Raw genomic sequence first — 13,887 nt, 5'->3', positions numbered from 1 at the left:
GGGAACGGCACCTCCCGTGAGCGGGCGGGGGGAAGAGGTATGCGTGGCGCTCGCCTTCCCCGATCGGATCGCGCGGCGGCGCGATGCGGCGGGCGAGCGCTGGGCGTCCGTCGGCGGGCGCGGCTTCCGGCTCGACGCCGCCGCGTCGCTCGCCCGTGCCGAGTGGCTCGCGGTGGCGGAGACGCAGGGGTCGGCGGCGGGCGCGCGCATCCTGTCCGCCGCGGCGATTGACGCGATCGCGGTCGAGTCGCTTTTCGCCGATCGCATCGAGACTCGCCGCACGCTGATCTTCGATCCCGCCACCGGCAGCATCCAGCCGATCCGTGAACGTCGCCTCGGCGCGATTCGCCTGTCGAGCGGCCCCGATGCGAACCCCGACCCCGACGCCGTCGCGGCCGCGCTGGTCGAGGGTGTCCGCACCCACGGCGTCGCTGTCGTGCCCTGGCCCGACGCCGCCCAGGCGCTGCGCCGCCGCGCGGCGTTCGCGGGGATCGCGCTCGACGACGAGACGCTGCTCGCGCACCTCGACGATTGGCTTCCCGCGCTGGTCGCGGGCCGCCGCAGGCTCGATGCGATCCCGCCCGGCGCCTTGGTCGACGCGCTGCGCACCCTCGCCGGCTGGGACGCGATACGGAGCGTCGATCGCCTCGCCCCACCCGACTTCACCACGCCCGCGGGCAGCACCCACGCGATCGATTATGCCGCCGAAGCGGGTCCCACCGTGGAATTGCGCGTCCAGTCGCTGTTCGGCCTTTCGGACCACCCGACCATCGGCGCGGGCCGAATACCGCTCGTCCTCAGCCTGACCTCCCCCGCGGGGCGGCCGATCCAGACGACTCGCGATCTCCCCGGCTTCTGGGCGGGAAGTTGGAGCGCGGTCGCCAAGGAGATGCGCGGACGATACCCCAAACACCCGTGGCCCGACGACCCCGCCGCCGCGCCCGCGACGCTGCGCACGAAAAAGGCGGATGCGCGCGGTGCCGGATCGCGATAAGGAACGCGCCATGCCTACCGCCCGCATTTTTCAGCGCCCCAAGAACGCGATGCAGTCCGGCAAGTACCGGACCGACCGCTGGCAACTCGAATTCGAACCCGCCGAAGCCAAGAAGCCCGACCCGCTCACCGGCTGGGCGGGCAGCGGCGACACCCGCGACCAGCTCCGCCTGGGCTTCGCGACGCAGGAAGCTGCGGTGGCGTATTGCGAGGCGCAGGGGTACGATTACGCCGTCGTCGCCGCGCCCGAACGTAAGCTGAAACTGCAGGCCTACGCGGATAACTTCCGGTAGCCCCGTCACCCCGGCCTTGTGCCGGGGTCCAGGGTGCCGCGAACGATGTCCTCCGAGCCGCCAGCCGCATCGCTCGCCGAGCGCTGGACCCCGGCTTAAGGCCAAGGTGATGGAGGGACAAATCAGTCCCGGCAGTAGCCTTCGCCCGGCTTGACCATCAAACAGTCCTTCTTTCCCGCAAGATACTTGAGCCCGATCTTCGCGCCATCGCTGAACTCCAAGCGCTCCCGAAGACCGTTACGCTCGAAGACGATCGCCGGCTCGACGAGGCCGGGGTCGAATATATCGCCGTCGAACGTGCCCCGGTGATCGAGATCCCATTGCATGGTCAGCTTGTAGCGGCCCGCCTCGGCCGTCGGCTTGACGTCGAGGACCATGCCTTCGACACCCACCCAGTGCCCGATGTAGAGGTCATCGAGCGACCGGTCTGACCTGTAAGAGCTAGCCTGCTGCGGGACATGAACGGGCGGCGGAGCAGAAATTGCCGGGACCGAGGTGGCCTCTACCGCCACAATATTCGTCTTGAGCACGTCGGGCTGCTGTGAACACCCGCCCAGCACCGCCGCCACAACCATCCACCGCATGTCTTCTCCTGTGGCAAACCAGCGAGCGCCCAGCTAAGGGAGCGCACATCGCCATCACCCGAGGATAGCCCAGCCCGATGCGCATCGCCATCGCATCCGATCACGCCGCCGTCGTGCTGAAAGCGACGCTTGCCGCATGGATGCGCGAACAGGGGCATGACGTCCTCGACCTCGGCACGGATGGCGCGGCGAGCGTCGACTATCCCGATTACGGCTACGCCATCGCTGCCGCGATTGTCGACGGACGAGCCGAGCGCGGGGTCGCGCTGTGCGGCTCGGGCATCGGCATCATGATCGCCGCGAATCGCAACCCGGCGTGCCGTTGTGCGCTCGTGTCCGAACCCCTTTCGGCGACTCTCGCGCGCACCCATAACGACGCCAACGCCATCGCGATGGGCGCACGGGTGATCGGCGAGGAGATGGCGATCGCCTGCCTCCAAGCCTTTCTCACGTCCGAATTCCTCGGCGGCCGTCACGCCGCCCGCGTCGACAAATTGTCGGAGACACCAGCATGAGCACCCAGCCTCAGACCCTGCACGATGTCCAGCCAGACGGCTTCTTCACCCGCACGCTCGCCGACGCCGACCCCGCGGTGTTCGCCGGTGTCGCGCGGGAGCTCGACCGCGAGCAGACCCAGATCGAGCTGATCGCGAGCGAGAACATCGTGTCGAAAGCGGTGCTCGAGGCGCAGGGTTCGGTGTTCACCAACAAATACGCCGAGGGCTATCCCGGCAAGCGCTACTACCAGGGCTGCGCCCCGTCCGACGAAGTAGAGACGCTGGCGATCGACCGTGCGAAGCAATTGTTCGGCTGCGGCTTCGTCAACGTCCAGCCCCATTCGGGCGCGCAGGCCAACGGCGCGGTGATGCTGGCGCTGGTCAAGCCTGGCGACACGATCCTCGGCATGAGCCTCGACGCGGGCGGCCACCTGACGCACGGCGCACGCGCGGCGATGAGCGGCAAGTGGTTCAACGCGGTCCAATACGGTGTCGATGCGACCACGCACCTGATCGACTACGACCAGGTGGAGACACTGGCGGTCGAACACCAGCCCAAACTCATCATCGCCGGCGGCTCCGCTTATCCGCGCCAGATCGACTTCGCCAGGTTCCGCGCCATCGCGGACAAGGTCGGCGCGTATTTCATGGTCGACATGGCCCATTTCGCAGGGATCGTCGCGGCGGGGCTCCACCCGACCCCGTTCGGCCACGCCCACGTTGTCACCACCACCACCCACAAGACGCTGCGCGGGCCGCGCGGCGGCATGATCATGACCGACGACGAAGCGCTCGCGAAGAAGATCAACTCCGCGGTCTTCCCCGGCCTCCAGGGCGGACCGCTGATGCACGTCATCGCCGCCAAGGCGGTCGCGTTCGGCGAGGCGCTCCAGCCCGACTTCAAATCGTACATCGCCGCGGTGGTCGAGAACGCCAAGGTGCTGGCCGCCACGCTCAAGGAGCGCGGATCGAACATCGTCGCGGGCGGCACCGACACCCATCTGGCGCTGGTCGATCTGAGCCCGCTCGGCATCACCGGCCGCGACGCCGACGAGGCGCTGGAGCGCGCCGGGATCACCTGCAACAAGAACGGTATTCCGGGCGATCCGCTGCCGCCGGTGAAGACCAGCGGCATCCGCGTCGGCTCGCCCGCGGGCACCACCCGCGGCTTCGGCCCGGCCGAGTTCCAAGAGATCGGTCACATGGTCGCCGACGTCCTCGACGGTCTGTCGAACAAGGGCGAACACGGGGATCGGCAAGTCGAGGCAAACGTTCGGACCCGCGTGCGCGCGCTGTGCGCCCGTTTCCCTATCTATCAAGGATAAGACCCATGTCGAAGATCGACGACGTCCAGAACGAGATCAAGAACACCCCCGGCCTCGGCAAGCGGATGGCGAAATACGGTGCGGTCGGCGCGGTGATCGCGATTCCCGTTCCCTTCGTCGGCCCGGTGCTGGGTGCCATCGCCGGCGCGGCCTTTGCGTATTCGAAGCGCAAGGATTGATGCTTGCGCTGCCCGTTCTGCGCGCATGAGGACAGCCAGGTAAAGGACAGCCGCCCCACCGAAGACGGGGCGGCGATCCGGCGGCGGCGCCAGTGCGAAGGCTGCGCGGCAAGGTTCACGACGTTTGAGCGCATCCAGCTGCGCGAGCTCGTGGTTCTCAAAAGCGAGGACAGGCGCGAGCCCTTCGACCGCGACAAGCTGCTCCGCTCGCTCAGCATCGCCGCCCGCAAGCGCCCGATCGACGCCGCGCGCCTCGAGCGGCTGGTGTCGGGCATCCAACGGCAATTGGAGACCTCGGGCGAGCACGAGGTCTCGTCCAAACGCATCGGCGAGCTGGTGATGGACGCGCTGAAGGCGCTCGACCCGGTGGCCTACATCCGCTTCGCCAGCGTCTACCGCGATTTCAGCGAGGCCAAGGATTTCGAGGCGTTCGCGGGTTCGGTGGAGGCGGGGGAGTGATGACGGGTCCATCCACTCACCCCCCGTTCGCCCTGAGCGAAGTCGAAGGGCTTGGCACTTACACCGTTCGGGCCGTAGCATGACCTTCTGGACGTACATGCTTCGCTGCTCGGACGGCACATACTATACCGGGCACACCGACAACCTTGAAGGTCGTATCGGCCAGCATCATTCCGGTACTTACAAATGCTATACGCACGACAAACGCCCGCTGGAATACGTCTGGTCGCAGGAGTTCCCTTCGCAGCTGGAAGCGCTTGAAGCCGAACGCCAGATCAAGGGCTGGGTGCGCGCCGAGAAAGAAGCGCTGATCGCGGGAGATTGGGACAGGTTGCACGACCTCGCAATCCCGGCGGGGGAGCGCGAGGCGAGGGCCCTTCGACTGCGCTCAGGGCGAACGGAAGTCGGGGAGCAAGCGCCCTCCCCCATTTCCGTTCGTGCTGAGCGAAGTCGAAGCACACCTATCCCCGGGTCCGGAACTCAGTGTGATGTGCCCGCGCTCACCGAGCGTACCCCGCCCCCCCTCATCATCCTTGTCCGCCCTCAACTCGGCGAAAACATCGGCAAGGCCGCCCGTGCCATGCTCAATTTCGGCCTCGTCGAGCTCCGCCTCGTCGCGCCGCGCGACGGCTGGCCCAACCCGAACGCCGGGCCCGCAGCCTCCGGCGCGGACATCGTCCTCAAACGCGCGGTCGTCTACGACACCGTCGCCGAAGCGGTCGCCGACTGCGCCCACGTCTACGCCACCACCGTCCGCCGGCGCGGCGTCACCAAACCGGTGGTTACGCCCGAACAGGCGATCCGCGATGTCCGCTCGGAGACCGGGCGCAGCGCGTTCCTGTTCGGCCCCGAGCGATCGGGCCTCGAGACCGACGACGTCGCGGTCGCGCGGACGATCGTCACCGTGCCGATCAACCCCGAATTCGGCAGCCTCAATCTCGCGCAGGCGGTGATCCTGGTCGCCTACGAGTGGTCGCGCGGGCAGGACCTCGCGCAACCGCCCGAAGTCGACCTGCCCGAGCCTGCCCCGCAATTCGAACTCGACGGCATGATCGCGCAGCTCGACACGATGCTGGAGGCGGCGAACTTCTATTTCCCCGAGGACCGCGCCCCGGCCACCCGGCGGACCCTGCGCACCCTGCTCACCAAGCCCGCCTGGTCCAGCCAGGAGGTGCGAACCCTCCGCGGAGTCTTCTCCGCGCTGATGCCTAAGCCGCGGAAATAGACCAGCGCCGCAATTCCCGTTCGTGCTGAGCGAAGTCGAAGCAGATGGCCAAGCAGCCTGCCCTTCGACTTCGCTCAGGGCGAACGGATCGGGTTTACGGCATGGCCTGACGTCGGTCGAACGCGGCCAGTTCGTAGGCGATCGACGCCTCGACCAGCCGCTCCCACATATCGGCGACCAGCGTATCGGGTACCCGCAGAGGCACCGCCGCGGCCCGTGCCTGCGCGATCACCTGGGCTTTGCGCGCCTCGTCGCGGACCGCGGACCGCTCGGGCTTGATCCGTGCCGCCGCGTCCATGTAGCCGAAGCGGCGCGCCAGCAGCGCCACCAGTTCGCGATCGACCTGGTCGACCCCGGCCCGGACGTCGATCATCGTGGAGCAATCGGCAGGCGCGCATATCGTCATGGCGGGGCCTCTGCCCGGTGCCCGCAACCCTGTCCAGCTTGACTCACGCACCCCCCGCGGCTACGCGCCCGCCTTCGCAATTGGCCCCGCACCCCGGTGAAGCGGTGGCCCTGCCTCGTCCACAAGATGGGAACAGAGCGATTACCGGGACCAACGTTGTCCGCATTTTGCCAAGGAATATCCATGTCCAAGCGCCATAGCGCCAAGCACAAGCTCGACCGTCGTCTCGGCGAGAACATCTGGGGCCGTCCCAAGTCGCCCGTCAACAAGCGCGAATACGGCCCCGGCCAGCACGGCCAGCGCCGCAAGGGCAAGGTCAGCGATTTCGGCATCCAGCTGCGCGCCAAGCAGAAGCTGCGCGGTTATTACGGCGACGTTACCGAAAAGCAGTTCCGCGCCTGCTACCACGAGGCCGCCCGGATGAAGGGCGACACCTCGCAGAACCTGATCGGCCTGCTCGAACAGCGCCTCGACATGATCGTCTACCGCGCCAAGTTCGCGCCGACGATCTTCGCCGCACGCCAGCTCGTCAGCCACGGCCACGTCCGCGTCAACGGCGTGAAGTGCAACATCGCATCGCGCCGGGTCTTTGCCGGACAGGAGATCACGCTGGGCGGCAAGGCGCAGGAGATGGCGCTGGTGCTGGAGGCGCAGAACCTCGCCGAGCGCGAAATCCCCGATTACGTCGCGCCCGATGGCACGGCGAAGGTCACCTTCACCCGCGTGCCGACGCTGGACGAGGTGCCGTATCCGGTTAAGATGGAGCCGAATCTCGTCGTGGAATTCTACAGCCGCTGACGCCAAGCTCCAGCGAAGCTGGAGCGATGCCTCGTGTCAGCGGCTCGGCCGACCTCGCTACAGCGAGGACCGACGACGCGGCTTTGCCGCGGCGTGCGCCATCCGAACCAGAAAGGGCGGTCCTGCGGGGCCGCCCTTTTTGTATCCGAATCATCCCCTTGCGCCCCCTGCGCGACGCTGCCAAACCCCGCGCCTGACCTCCTCGGGAGCCCACACATGCGCGTCGCCGCCATCGCCCTTCTCCTCTGCACCACCGCTGCGACCGCGCAGACGCCGCCCGCCATCTCGGTCGACACGCTCAAGACGGTCACGCAAACGCTCTCCTCCGACGCCTACGAAGGCCGCGCGCCGACGACTCCGGCCGAGACCAAGACCGTCGCCTATATCGTTGAGCGGATGAAGGCCGCGGGATTGAAACCCGGCAACGCGGGCCAATGGACGCAAGCCGTGCCGATGGTCGAGATCACCGCGACCGACGTGAAGCCCTTCGTCTTCACCGGCGGTCGCGAACCGGTCAGCCTGAACTACCGCACCGACATGGTCGCGGGCACCTACCGCGTCGTGCCGAAGGTCGACGTGAAGGACAGCGACGTCGTCTTCGTCGGCTACGGCGTCACCGCGCCCGAGAAGGATTGGGACGATTACGCCGGCGTCGACGTGCGCGGCAAGACGGTGGTGATGCTGGTCAACGACCCCGACTGGCAGACGCCCGGCCGCGATGGCCCGTTCGAGGGTCGCGCGATGACCTGGTACGGGCGCTGGCCGTACAAGTTCGAGAATGCGGCGAAGCACGGCGCGGCGGCGGCGATCATCATCCACCAGACCGAGCCCGCCGCCTACGGCTGGCCGGTGGTGCAATCGTCGTGGACCGGGCCGCAGCTCGAACTCGACGAACGCGGCGACCACATGGACCAGAGCCAGGTGATCGGCTGGATGCAGCAAGCCGCCGCGCTGAAGCTGTTCGCGAGTGCAGGCAAGGACCTCGGCGCATTGACCGCGGCCGCACAGACCAAGGGGTTCCGCGCGGTCCCGCTGGGCGTGAAGCTCACGACGGGCTTCGGCAACACGATTCGGCGGCAGGCCTCGCAGAACGTCGTCGGCATTTTGCCCGGCAAGACCGCGCCCAAGGACGTCGTCCTCTACTCCGCGCATTGGGATCACCTCGGCCGCTGCGACGCGGTGGATGGCGACGACATCTGCAACGGCGCGGTCGACAATGCGACCGGAGTCGCCGGGCTGATCGCGCTAGCCGAAGCGCAGGCGAAGGCGGGCCCAGCCAAGCGGTCGATGGTGTTTCTGGCGGTCACCGCGGAGGAATCGGGATTGCTCGGCTCGCGCTACTACGCCGAACACCCGGTCTACCCGCTCGCCAACACCGTCGGCGGCGTGAACATGGACGTGCTGAACGTCGAAGGCGCGACCAGGGACTTCGTACTGGAGGGCGCGGGCAAGTCGGAGATCGAGGACCTGGCCAAGCCGATCGTGCTCGCTGGCGGGCGGACGATCGCGCCCGAGCCGAACCCGGAGCGCGGCGGCTACTTCCGCTCCGACCATTTCTCCTTCGCCAAGCTGGGCGTGCCGATGCTGTCGGGGTCGTCGGGCGAGGACCTGGTCAAGGGCGGGACCGCCGCGGGGCATGCCGCGACGCTCGACTATATCGCCAACCGCTATCACAAGCCGCAAGACCAGTACGACGCCAACTGGGACTGGTCGGGCGCGGTGCAGGATTTGAGCGTCTATTACACGCTTGGCCGTCAGCTTGCCGATGACACGAGCGCTTGGCCCAACTGGTATCGGACCAGCGAATTCCGCGCAGTCCGTGACCGGAGCCGCCCCGCGCGATGACGCCGCCTCCCGCCGAATGGGCGCCGCATGCCGCGGTGTGGATCGGCTTCCCCAGCCACCCCGAACTTTGGGAAGACGACCTCGCGCCCGCTCGGGCGGAGGTGGTCGCGTTCGCGCGCGCGGTCCATGCCGAGGGGCGCGGCGAGCAGGTGCTGCTGGTCGTCGCCGATGCCGAGGCGGCGAACGCGGCGCAGGCACTGGCAGGCGACTTCGCCGAGATCGTCGTCGCGCCGTTCGGCGACATCTGGCTGCGCGACACCGGCCCGATCCTGCTGTCGGCGCATGAAGCGCGAACCTTCGTATTCAACGGCTGGGGCGGCAAGTACGACCTGCCCGGCGACGATACGGTCGGCACGCGACTGGCCGCATCGCGCGAAATTGCGGTGGAGCATGGCGACTGGGTACTCGAAGGCGGTGCGATCGATGGCGACGGCACCGGCACCGCCGTCACCACCGAGCAATGCCTGCTCAACCGCAACCGCAACCCGCACCTGTCGCGCATCGAAGTCGAGGCGAGACTCGCATCCGACCTCGGCCTGACCAACGTCGTCTGGCTCGGCAACGGCCTGCTCGACGATCACACCGACGGCCACGTCGACAACCTCGCCCGCTTTGTCGGGGAGGGCCGCGTCGCGATCCCGCAGGCAACCGACAACGACCCCAACTGGCGAGTCTATCAGGACGCCCGCGAACGCGCCGAAGCCGTCGGGCTGGAGGTCGTGCCCGTCCCCTCCCCCGGCCGCGTCCTGCGCGACGAGAAGATCGCGCCTGCCAGCTACATGAACTTCTACATCGGCAATGCCGCGGTCGTCGTTCCCCTGTACGGCGCGGAGAACGACGACGCGGCGGTGGCGGCGATCGGCGCACTGTTCCCCGGTCGCGAGGCTGTCGGCTTGCGGGCCGACCACATCCTGACCGGCGGCGGCAGCTTCCACTGCATCTCGCAGCAGGTGCCTGCGTAATACCGTTTAGGCGCAACCCGCGCATTACGAATTGCCTTGCAAATCGGCATGTCAACCATTATTCAGGTTGCGTCATGGGTCGCCACACGTCTCGTCCGCGAGAGTGCAAAAGGGCGGCCCTTCTCTTTTGAGATGACCCTTCCTCCTTATACGAAGCCTTATATATCTCCTGCGCAGCGCATCGCGCACCTACGCGCGCGTGGTCTTCATATACGGCATCCGAGCGTGGCAGAGCGGAAGATCGAGCAGATCGGTTACGAACGTCTGCGCATTTACTTTCTCAGCCGCCGTCAGCGGCATCTACCGGGTAAGCCGTTCGTGCCCGGCACGACATACACGGATATCGTGCGCTTGTATGAATGCGATGCTCGATTGCGGGACGTCTGCTTCGTAGCGGTCGGGCAGTTCGAAATCTTGCTCCGCAACGCCATGTCGGAGGTATTAAGCAGCAATCACGGCGCACATCCCTACTTCGTGTCCGCGGCATTTCGCGATGCCGATGCTAATCGTGAAGCCTTGAAGCTGCTGCTGGACATGGTCGCCCGCTCCAAGGACGCGCGAGTCGCTCACTACCGCACGACATATGGCGATCCACTTATTCCACCAATCTGGACGTTGAAGGAAGTTCTGACGTTTGGCGGGTGCTCGCGGCTCCTGAAGCACTTGGCGGGAACCATGCGAACCGCGATTGCCGCCGAGTTCGGCGTTCCAAACGACGCCGTGTTCCTGCGGTGGGTAGAATGCTTAGTCGATCTCCGTAACATCTGCGCGCATCATGATCGCCTGTTCAACCGCAGCTTTCAAAAACAGCCTACTACTCTCGTCTCCGCTGCTGTTCCGACGGCACCTCGCGGCAAGCTGAAGGCGGTGCTGGAGTGCCTTGATCATATGCTTGCCGCGCGAGGTGCGCCTTATAGCGCCGTAGCCAAGGTCGATGCTATTGTCCGCCGCTGCACAGCCATGCAGCTTGCCGAGGCGGGGTACTAATCTTTGTCCCCGTAGCATCCTCGTCGCTCATCGCCTACGTCGCCTCCATGACCCAGATCACCGTCGCCGCGGTCCAATGCGGCTTCACCCCCGATATCGACCGCAACGTCGCCCACGTCTCGCGCCTGATCCGCGAGGCTTCGGCCAAGGGCGCGCAGGTGATCCTGCCGCCCGAGCTGTTCGAAGGCGAGTATTTCTGCCGGGTCGAGGACGAAGCGCTGTTCGCGCAGGCCGCGCCCGTGACAGAGCACAAGGCGGTACTCGCGATGCAGGCGCTCGCCGAGGCGCTCGAGGTCTGGATTCCGACCAGCTTCTTCGAGGCCGACGGCCCGCACCATTACAACAGCCTGGCGATGATCGGCCCCGACGGCGAGGTCCGCGGCGTCTATCGCAAGAGCCATATTCCCGACGGTCCCGGTTACGAGGAGAAATTCTATTTCCGCCCCGGCAACACCGGGTTCAAGGTGTGGGACGGGCCCGTCAAGCTCGGCGTCGGGGTCTGCTGGGACCAATGGTATCCCGAAACCGCGCGCGCGATGATGCTGATGGGGGCGGAGGTGCTCTTCTACCCGACCGCGATCGGCAGCGAGCCGCACGACACGTCGCTCGACACCGCGCGGCTGTGGCGGCGTGCGATGGTCGGGCATGCGGTCAGCAACGTGGTCCCCATCGTCGCCGCCAACCGCGTCGGGGTGGAGCACGGCCAGACCTTCTACGGCACGTCGTTCATCTGCGACGAACGGGGCGACGTTCTCGCCGAACTTGGGCGCGCGGACGAAGGCGTCATTACTGCAACGATCGACCTGGACGTCGTCAAGCGCCACCGCGCCGCCTTCGGCTTCTTCCGCGATCGCCGGCCCGATCTGTACGGGCGGTTGGTGCAGGATATCTGACCGGTTCCGTTCGCCCTCAGCGAAGTCGGAGCCTGTCCTGAGCGACTGCTTGCAGGCAGTCGAAGGGGGGCACGCCCGCCCAAAGTGCTTCGACTGCGCTCAGCACGAACGTGTTTCGGGGTTGGGCAGTGTAAACCACCCCGTTCGCCCTGAGCGAAGTCGAAGCACCACCCCGGGTCCGCAAAGGCGTTCCCATCCCCCCCACCGCCAGCTACAACGCACCCCCATGCACCGCCCCGCGCTTTCGGTCGTCATCCCCTGCTACAACGAGGCGGCGTGCCTCGATATCCTCCATGCCCGCGTGTCCGCCGCCGCACGCGCCGCGGTCGGCGAGGATTACGAGATCGTGCTCGTCAACGACGGCAGCCGCGACGAGAGCTGGGCGGCGATGCAGCGCCTTGCCGCCGCCGACCCGCGGCTCGTTGCGATCAACCTGTCGCGCAACCACGGCCACCAACTGGCGCTCACCGCCGGGCTCGATCTGTGCGCGGGCGCCCAGGTCCTGATCATCGACGCCGACCTTCAGGATCCGCCCGAACTGCTCGCCGACATGCGCGCAACGATGGCGGCGCAATCGGCCGATGTCGTCTACGCGGTCCGCCGCAAGCGCGATGGCGAGACGCTGTTCAAGCGCGCGACCGCGGCGGTGTTCTACCGGCTGCTCGACCGGCTGACCGACACCCCGATCCCGCTCGACACCGGCGACTTCCGCCTGATCAGCCGCCGCGCGCTCGACGCGCTGCTATCCTTGCCCGAACAGGCGCGCTTTATCCGCGGCATGGTCGCCTGGGTCGGCTTCCGCCAGGTGCCGCTCGCCTACGACCGCGCCGAACGCCACGCAGGCGACACCAATTACCCGATCGGCAAGATGCTCGGCCTCGCCTTCGACGCGGTCACCGGCTTCTCGACCGCGCCGCTGCGGTTCGCCAGCCACGCCTCGGTGATCCTGGCTGGCGCGTCGCTGCTGCTGCTGTTCTACATCGCCTGGGGCTTCTTCGAAGGCTCGCCGGTGCAGGGCTGGACCTCGACGATGCTCGTCGTCGTCGTGCTGTCCGCGGTGCAGATGTTCGTGCTCGGGATGATCGGCGAATATCTCGGGCGGCTGTATATCGAGGCAAAGCGGCGGCCGCTGTACATCGTCGCGGATGTGGCGGGTCCGGTGCAGGGCAAGGCGTCGCTCGGGTTCCGCGAGCAGGACGTCGACGATCAGGCGTTCGGCACCGCCAACGTCACCAGCGACACCCCCGGCGTCATCGGCACCCTGCCGACCAGGTGACGCTCCAGCCGGAAGATGCGTTCGAACAGCGCGTTGACCGGTCCCGGCGGGGGCGAATCGTCGCTGTCGTCGCGCCCGGTCAGCCGCCCCGCGATCCGCGCCGCCGCCGCGAGCGGGAACAGCAGCGAGTTGAACCAGCGCAATTTCTCCGGGCGCAGCCCCGCGGCAAGGATCGCCGCACTCAGCGTCTTCCTGGAATAGCGCCGGTGGTGGTGGTTCACCACGTCGTGCGCGCTCCACATCCATTGGTGAGCGGGCACCGCGATCAGGATCTTGCCGTCGGGCTTGAGCAGCGATCTCATCGCCGTCAGCGCCGCGACATCGTCGTCGATATGCTCGACCACATCGAGTACCGCGACCAGATCGTACGCGCCGCGCTCCACCCCGGGCAGTTCGGGCAACGGCGCCACGCCGACGCTGCGGCCCAGCCGCGTCTCGGCGATCGCACGCGAACCTTCGTCGATCTCGATCGCCTCGACCGCGCCGAACGTGGCCAGCATCGCCAGATTGTGCCCGGTGCCGCAGCCGATCTCCAGGATGCGCGCATCCTTGGGCAAGCCGCCATACCGCTTCAGATAATCGCGCAGGATGTCGCGGCGCGCACGATACCACCAATGCGTCGAATCATGCTCCGCCATGCGATCGTGAACGCGTCTGTCCATCAGGCGAATACCCAATTGCGTTGCAGGCCGAAGGTGACGAGCGGCACCAGGAACACGGCGGGCACCAGCGGCCACCACGTCGGCCCATGAAGGAACGGTCCGGTCACCAGCGCCCAGGTGAACCCCTGGTTGAGCAGGAACCCGAACCCCTGGACGACCAAGAATTTCACGGCCGTGCTGCGGTCGCGCGAGCCGTGCCCCTTGAAGCTGACCGCACCGTGCGCAAACCGCCCGACCACGGTCGCAAGCACGAACGCGACGAGCACGGCCAGATTGGGGTTCATCACGAACGTCGCGAGCGGCCAGTAAATCGCGGCGTAGAACAGGGTCACCGCCACCCCGGTCACGCCGAAGCGCACGAGTTGTCCCAGCACCCCGCTCGTCCGCCAGCCCTGGATCTTCGCCAGCACGTTCGCTTGCCCTTTACGCACGTGCGACTAGAGCACGCGGACCCCAAAGAAGCCGGGGCGTTAGAGCGGGTGGGCGTGTGAGGGAAGCGGAAA

General features: G+C 67.1%; 17 protein-coding genes. 13 read left to right on the top strand and 4 right to left on the bottom strand.

Annotated features, from left to right (window positions below; all coding sequences use genetic code 11):
- Positions 1-994: ATP-dependent helicase C-terminal domain-containing protein (locus ACE5C1_RS09485; protein ID WP_374943827.1), on the top strand; the 994-nt coding region annotated here is incomplete at its 5' end.
- A gap of 10 nt (positions 995-1,004) precedes the next feature.
- The gene (locus ACE5C1_RS09480; protein ID WP_374943826.1) at positions 1,005-1,286 is read left to right on the top strand and encodes an ETC complex I subunit; all 282 of its coding nucleotides are present in this window, start codon (positions 1,005-1,007) and stop codon (positions 1,284-1,286) included.
- Between the two features lie 122 nt (positions 1,287-1,408).
- Here ACE5C1_RS09480 and ACE5C1_RS09475 read toward each other — a convergent pair whose 3' ends face one another.
- A complete protein-coding gene (locus ACE5C1_RS09475; RefSeq protein WP_374943825.1) occupies positions 1,409-1,870 on the bottom strand; it encodes a hypothetical protein in 462 nt (153 codons plus the stop codon).
- A gap of 77 nt (positions 1,871-1,947) precedes the next feature.
- Here ACE5C1_RS09475 and rpiB point away from each other — a divergent pair, with 77 nt between their 5' ends.
- The 5 genes from rpiB to ACE5C1_RS09450 all read left to right on the top strand — a co-directional run bounded on the left by rpiB (position 1,948) and on the right by ACE5C1_RS09450 (position 5,555).
- Positions 1,948-2,385 carry a ribose 5-phosphate isomerase B gene (rpiB, locus tag ACE5C1_RS09470; RefSeq protein WP_374943824.1) on the top strand — a complete coding sequence of 146 codons (438 nt, stop codon included), beginning with the start codon at positions 1,948-1,950 and terminating at the stop codon, positions 2,383-2,385.
- Positions 2,382-3,692 carry a serine hydroxymethyltransferase gene (gene glyA / locus ACE5C1_RS09465; RefSeq protein WP_374943823.1) on the top strand — a complete coding sequence of 437 codons (1,311 nt, stop codon included), beginning with the start codon at positions 2,382-2,384 and terminating at the stop codon, positions 3,690-3,692. Before rpiB ends, glyA begins: the two co-directional genes overlap by 4 nt.
- 5 nt (positions 3,693-3,697) lie before the next feature.
- Complete coding sequence (locus tag ACE5C1_RS09460) at positions 3,698-3,871, top strand: hypothetical protein (RefSeq protein WP_374943822.1); 174 nt, start codon at positions 3,698-3,700, stop codon at positions 3,869-3,871.
- Positions 3,872-3,874: 3 nt separating this feature from the next.
- On the top strand, positions 3,875-4,330 hold the full coding sequence (gene nrdR / locus ACE5C1_RS09455) for a transcriptional regulator NrdR (RefSeq protein WP_374943821.1): 456 nt from the start codon (positions 3,875-3,877) through the stop codon (positions 4,328-4,330).
- A 79-nt stretch (positions 4,331-4,409) separates the two neighbouring features.
- Positions 4,410-5,555, top strand: coding sequence for a TrmH family RNA methyltransferase (locus ACE5C1_RS09450; RefSeq protein WP_374943820.1), 1,146 nt, complete (start codon positions 4,410-4,412; stop codon positions 5,553-5,555).
- 94 nt (positions 5,556-5,649) lie between these two features.
- Here the strand turns inward: ACE5C1_RS09450 and ACE5C1_RS09445 are convergent, their stop codons facing one another.
- Complete coding sequence (locus ACE5C1_RS09445; RefSeq protein WP_374943819.1) at positions 5,650-5,961, bottom strand: chorismate mutase; 312 nt, start codon at positions 5,959-5,961, stop codon at positions 5,650-5,652.
- Positions 5,962-6,144: 183 nt separating this feature from the next.
- On the opposite strand from ACE5C1_RS09445, the gene rpsD reads away from it, so the two are divergent.
- The 6 genes from rpsD to ACE5C1_RS09415 all read left to right on the top strand — a co-directional run bounded on the left by rpsD (position 6,145) and on the right by ACE5C1_RS09415 (position 12,722).
- Positions 6,145-6,759 carry a 30S ribosomal protein S4 gene (gene rpsD / locus ACE5C1_RS09440; RefSeq protein ID WP_374943818.1) on the top strand — a complete coding sequence of 205 codons (615 nt, stop codon included), beginning with the start codon at positions 6,145-6,147 and terminating at the stop codon, positions 6,757-6,759.
- A gap of 216 nt (positions 6,760-6,975) precedes the next feature.
- On the top strand, positions 6,976-8,604 hold the full coding sequence (locus ACE5C1_RS09435) for a M28 family peptidase (RefSeq protein WP_374943817.1): 1,629 nt from the start codon (positions 6,976-6,978) through the stop codon (positions 8,602-8,604).
- Positions 8,601-9,566 carry an agmatine deiminase family protein gene (locus tag ACE5C1_RS09430; protein WP_374943816.1) on the top strand — a complete coding sequence of 322 codons (966 nt, stop codon included), beginning with the start codon at positions 8,601-8,603 and terminating at the stop codon, positions 9,564-9,566. Before ACE5C1_RS09435 ends, ACE5C1_RS09430 begins: the two co-directional genes overlap by 4 nt.
- Before the next feature lie 225 nt (positions 9,567-9,791).
- Positions 9,792-10,553 carry an Abi family protein gene (locus tag ACE5C1_RS09425; RefSeq protein WP_374943815.1) on the top strand — a complete coding sequence of 254 codons (762 nt, stop codon included), beginning with the start codon at positions 9,792-9,794 and terminating at the stop codon, positions 10,551-10,553.
- Between the two features lie 47 nt (positions 10,554-10,600).
- Positions 10,601-11,446: an N-carbamoylputrescine amidase gene (gene aguB, locus ACE5C1_RS09420; RefSeq protein WP_374943814.1), complete on the top strand. Its 846-nt coding sequence runs from the start codon at positions 10,601-10,603 to the stop codon at positions 11,444-11,446.
- Between the two features lie 226 nt (positions 11,447-11,672).
- Positions 11,673-12,722, top strand: coding sequence for a glycosyltransferase family 2 protein (locus ACE5C1_RS09415; RefSeq protein ID WP_374943813.1), 1,050 nt, complete (start codon positions 11,673-11,675; stop codon positions 12,720-12,722).
- On the opposite strand, the gene ACE5C1_RS09410 is transcribed toward ACE5C1_RS09415, so the two are convergent.
- Complete coding sequence (locus ACE5C1_RS09410) at positions 12,653-13,384, bottom strand: class I SAM-dependent methyltransferase (RefSeq protein ID WP_374943812.1); 732 nt, start codon at positions 13,382-13,384, stop codon at positions 12,653-12,655. The two genes, ACE5C1_RS09415 and ACE5C1_RS09410, sit on opposite strands and share 70 nt — an antisense overlap.
- Positions 13,384-13,794: a GtrA family protein gene (locus ACE5C1_RS09405; RefSeq protein WP_374943811.1), complete on the bottom strand. Its 411-nt coding sequence runs from the start codon at positions 13,792-13,794 to the stop codon at positions 13,384-13,386. The genes ACE5C1_RS09410 and ACE5C1_RS09405 overlap by 1 nt, the downstream gene beginning before the upstream one ends.
- Between the last annotated feature and the right edge of the window lie 93 nt (positions 13,795-13,887).

Source organism: Sphingomonas sp. (genome assembly GCF_964263785.1).
In the GTDB taxonomy this organism is placed as follows: domain Bacteria; phylum Pseudomonadota; class Alphaproteobacteria; order Sphingomonadales; family Sphingomonadaceae; genus Sphingomonas.
Note: the sequence above shows the minus strand (reverse complement) of the source record. Positions and strands in the feature narration are given on the sequence as shown.